The organism is Microcoleus sp. B9-D4, assembly GCF_036705105.1.
Classification (GTDB): domain Bacteria; phylum Cyanobacteriota; class Cyanobacteriia; order Cyanobacteriales; family Microcoleaceae; genus Microcoleus.
In genome coordinates, this window is record NZ_JAUBTS010000135.1 from 1 (window position 1) to 4,275 (window position 4,275).

A 4,275-nucleotide genomic window follows, 5' to 3' on the forward strand; every position below is an offset into this window, starting at 1 on the left:
CCGCCCGTCTTTTTTGGACGGGCGGGACGCCCATCCCACTTTCAAGAGTGGAAGTTATTTAATTCTCATTCCTTAGTTACCAATTCCCGATGCCCGATGCCCGATGCCCGATGCCCAATTCCCAAAAAGTCTTATGTTTGTTTCTGGTTTAGAGCTTTGGCAGTGGGCGAATCAAGCTAAAACCGAGGCGAGAGCCTCTGACATTCCCCTAGCAGAAATCGACTGGCTGCTGCAAGAGCTGGCCGGTTTGGATAGGTTGGCTCTGCGTTTGGAGTCGTTTAAAGATTTGCCAAAAATAGAATTAAAGTTGTCTTTATCGGAACTTGCTCAATTGTGGCTGCGGCGATTGCAGGAACGGGTGCCGGTGCAGTATTTAACGGGAGTTGCACATTGGCGACATTTTTCGCTCCAAGTAACGTCGGCGGTGCTAATTCCGCGTCCTGAAACGGAATTGCTGATCGATTTGGCTGTGGAAGCTGTGAAAAGCCGTTTAGAAGCAGAAAATATCAATCAAAAATCTACCCCCCCCAACCCCCCCTTAGTAAGGGGGGGAGAAGATTTAAACTTCTCCGAGCTTCGGGGGGGAGAATTTGCCAAATCGCATTGGGTGGATTTGGGAACGGGCAGCGGGGCGATCGCGATCGGCTTAGCTTGTGCGTTGACAAATGCTAGGGTTTATGGAGTAGATTGCAGTTCGGAAGCTTTGGCAGTTGCTCGACTGAATGCTGAGAATTTGGGCTTTGAATCGCGAATTAATTTTTATCAAGGTTCGTGGTGGGAACCGCTAGAATTTCTTAAAGGTCGCGTTAGCGGCATGGTGTCTAACCCCCCTTATATTCCCAGCAGTACGGTGCTGACTCTGGAACCGGAAGTTTTGAAGCACGAACCTCATCTGGCCTTAGACGGCGGTTTTGACGGGTTAGAGTGCATCCGGCATTTGGTAGAAACGGCTCCCGATTATTTAGAATCGGGGGGTGTTTGGTTGGTTGAGATGATGGCGGGACAGGCTGAGGCGGTAGCTGATATGCTGCAAAGTCACGGGAGTTATGGCAAAGTTCAGATATTTTCTGATTTAGCAGGGATCGATCGGTTTGCCTTAGCCTACCGTCTGTAGGTTTCAAGAATATGTCGTACTTCTCAAATCTCAAATCTCAAATCTCAAATCTCAAATCTAAAATGGCATGACACAAGTTGCGATCGACTCCTTAATTCAAGGGGCAATTTCTGGTAATCATATCGTCAGTTTTCCTACAGATACTGTACCCGCTTTGGCTGCGCGGCCCGATCGCTCGGAGTTGATTTTTGCAGCTAAACGCCGCAGTCAAGACAAACCGCTGATTTTGATGGCAGCATCCGCCCAGGCTTTGTGGCCTTACGTGCAGGGAAGTCCAGCAGAGTTAAAATTGTGGCAGCAAGTGGTCGAATCCTATTGGCCGGGGGCGTTAACTTTGGTACTGCCGGCTTCGGCAAAAGTCCCGGCGGCCATGAATTTGATCGACCCAACTACCATCGGAGTACGAGTTCCTGACTTTCCCCTTGCGCTCAAGATTCTAGAGCAGACAGGCCCTTTGGCTACTACCAGTGCTAATTTATCCGGTCAGCCGCCTCTGGAATCTGTGGCAGAAATTGAGGCTCAGTTTCCCGAAGTCTTGACATTAGTTCCTTCTGAATTAGCAACAGCGACAACAGCTTCGAGTTTGCCTTCGACTGTGGCTAAATGGAGGGGCAGCGAGTGGGAAATATTGCGACAAGGCGCGATCGAGTTAGAATGCTAAAAGCTAAACTCCAAGGCAAAGCAATATGGCGCCGATCGGCTGGAGCAACTTTATATATTTAGGTATGGGACTGGGGCTGGGTTTGGGAAGCAGTTTGATTTGGCGCCTGCGGCAAAAAAGCTCGCAACAGCCCGAACCGGCGCCCAAAGTAGCCCCACCTCCTCAAGAAATTCATTTAGAGAAGTTTGATGCCCTTTCCGAGCAACTTAAGCAAACTCAATTGGCTTATCAGATGGCATCGGAGATGAGCCAATTTAAGGCGGGTTTTTTGGCTCGGACTTCTCACGAGTTGCGATCGCCCCTGAGCACTATGATTGGTACGCTGCAATTAATTCTCTCGGATTTGTGCGACGATCCTGCTGAGGAACGAGAGTTTGTCGAGCAAGCTCACGCCGCGGCACTCAAGCTGGTGAAATTAATAGATGAAATTATCTCTGTTGCTAAAACTGAACACGGCACTGAAAGGATGGATATTGAGCCGATTCAGTTAGCTAAGGTTTTTGACGAGGTTGATGATTTAACTTACTTGCAAGCTGCTAATCGCGGCATTCGTTTGGAGATATTGCCGCCAGATCCGGGGATTTATGTATTGGCAGATTTGCCGAGGTTTAGGCAAGTTTTAGTCAATTTGGTAGATACTGCTGTTGCTCAGATGGAGGAGGGGAGTATTTCTGTTTCGGCGCATTCTTCGCCGGAATCTGGATACGTTCAAATTTGGGTGGACGATCAGCGTTCAGTGAGTGCTTGGAGCGAGTCTTGGGATTTGCTGAAGCACGATTTGGAGTGTGATGTTACCAAGAGCAGTGATAATTCTCAGGTGTCTTCTGGAATGAGGTTATTGATGAATCAGACTCTTTTAAGTTTGATGAGCGGAAAGTTGGAGGTTCTGGCGGTGCCTTCTGAGTCCGAAGAGTGCAATTTTAACCGGACTCAGTGTTCTATTCCTTTGGCAACTTTCTGATGAAGAAAGTTCGGCAACGAGCAATCTACGGGATTTAATAGACATAGGAGTGAAAAGCCTGTCTTGAACAGGCTTTCCGGCCTGTTCCACAAGAATTATTGGAGATGTCTAATAGGGAGTAAGGTGCGCTGCGACGCACCCTACATATTATAGATTTTGGTGCAATTTTTGTGCGTATTTAACAATTAGCAGTTAGCAATTCGCCGTTGCTAATTTCTAATTCGAGATTCTCTTCTAGAAGCTGATTTTCAAGTACCATTGTGGTGCTAGCGTTTTGCTGAAAACCGATGCGCTCGTAGAAGCTTTGTTTGTAAGTTGTCATCAGGTAAACTCGCTCTACTCGGCACATCCGAGGGTGACTCAAGACGGTTTGCACTAATTTGCGGCCGAGTCCTGCACCTTGGTAATCCGGGTGAATGGCGACATCCCAGATGGTAGCTCGATAGATGCCATCTGAGGTGGCTCTGGCAAAGCCGATCGCCCGTGAGCCGTCCCAAACTGTAACAACTGGTTCGCTGTTGGCGATCGCAATTTCCCAATCTTCTATCTTGCGTTCCCTCGCCCAAAAGGCGGCGGCTTTAAATAGTTCTTGGATCTGTACGATGTCGGCGCGATCGCGACCTATACAAAATTGAATGTGACTGGAATCCCTAGTCGTTGATGTCATGCTCAATCTGCCTTGAAGTTGTATCTCAACTGTGTTACTTTTACTGTTTTACACGAGTGAAAGTTGATTTTGCGTGGGAACAATCAATGATTGAATTCCCGATTTACAAAACTATTTTTATTCATACATATTTTTTAACTAATTTCGGTAATTATTAATACTTTTTGGGGCAAATTTTGAAAAAAAGTCTTTGAGTCAAAATTCCCAACTTATCGGAAAGTTGGGTTTAAAACCCCGTTATTCTAGAACGGCTTTAATTTCTTAAATCTATTCTAAAAAATCAGGGAATTGCTGGTTTTTTGTAGTATACTGCAAAAGTCAAGGTTAAACTCGCAATGCCCTCGTGAAACAGTTAAGACACACTTTTAGGCACAAACTGGGGACACAGAGCGGCGAAAACTCTTAAAACAGCTAGGGGATTAATACATCCTCGTTACCAGAAAACAAAGAACTTTTTCATTTGTTAGGTAGGGTAGGGCATATCCGAACTCTAGGTTCACTATCCTAGTACGCTTTTGGAGACAGACCCTCTGGGGTGTTGTGAGTTAAGCTCGTCAATTGGTAGTATTTCCTACGGTTGAAAAGTTTAAGAATTGCCACGAGGACATGGCGCTTAAAGGTTAGTCGATGAATTAAGAATCCCCACGCCTTTAGGCTGGGGAGTGTCAAAACTCATACCATTTGATATTTGAGATTAGAGATTTTAGATGGGAATGACTGATTTTTTAGGGGTTGGGAGTTTGTCTACAGAGAAACCGGGTTTTTTCATAGCAATACTTCGTTACAACTGAAATAATGTTGCACCATTCTCAATAAGCTTTTTATGAACAGGCTTTCCGGCCTGTTCCACAAGAAAATTCACTCTTTGTGGA

At 46.1% G+C, this 4,275-nt stretch carries 5 protein-coding genes; 4 read left to right on the forward strand and 1 reads right to left on the reverse strand.

The window, feature by feature from the left end; all coding sequences use genetic code 11:
* From QUB24_RS32905 to QUB24_RS32920, 4 genes are all read left to right on the forward strand, one after another.
* The coding region (locus tag QUB24_RS32905; RefSeq protein WP_333157754.1) for a hypothetical protein at positions 1–180 on the forward strand (180 nt) is incomplete at its 5' end.
* Positions 134–1,114, forward strand: coding sequence for a HemK/PrmC family methyltransferase (locus tag QUB24_RS32910; protein WP_333157755.1), 981 nt, complete (start codon positions 134–136; stop codon positions 1,112–1,114). The genes QUB24_RS32905 and QUB24_RS32910, both read left to right, overlap by 47 nt.
* A gap of 67 nt (positions 1,115–1,181) precedes the next feature.
* A complete protein-coding gene (locus tag QUB24_RS32915; protein WP_333157757.1) occupies positions 1,182–1,775 on the forward strand; it encodes an L-threonylcarbamoyladenylate synthase in 594 nt (197 codons plus the stop codon).
* Positions 1,776–1,800: 25 nt separating this feature from the next.
* A complete protein-coding gene (locus QUB24_RS32920) occupies positions 1,801–2,736 on the forward strand; it encodes a HAMP domain-containing sensor histidine kinase (protein WP_333157759.1) in 936 nt (311 codons plus the stop codon).
* 178 nt (positions 2,737–2,914) lie between these two features.
* Here the strand turns inward: QUB24_RS32920 and QUB24_RS32925 are convergent, their stop codons facing one another.
* A complete protein-coding gene (locus tag QUB24_RS32925; protein ID WP_333053288.1) occupies positions 2,915–3,403 on the reverse strand; it encodes a GNAT family N-acetyltransferase in 489 nt (162 codons plus the stop codon).
* Positions 3,404–4,275: the final 872 nt, after the last annotated feature.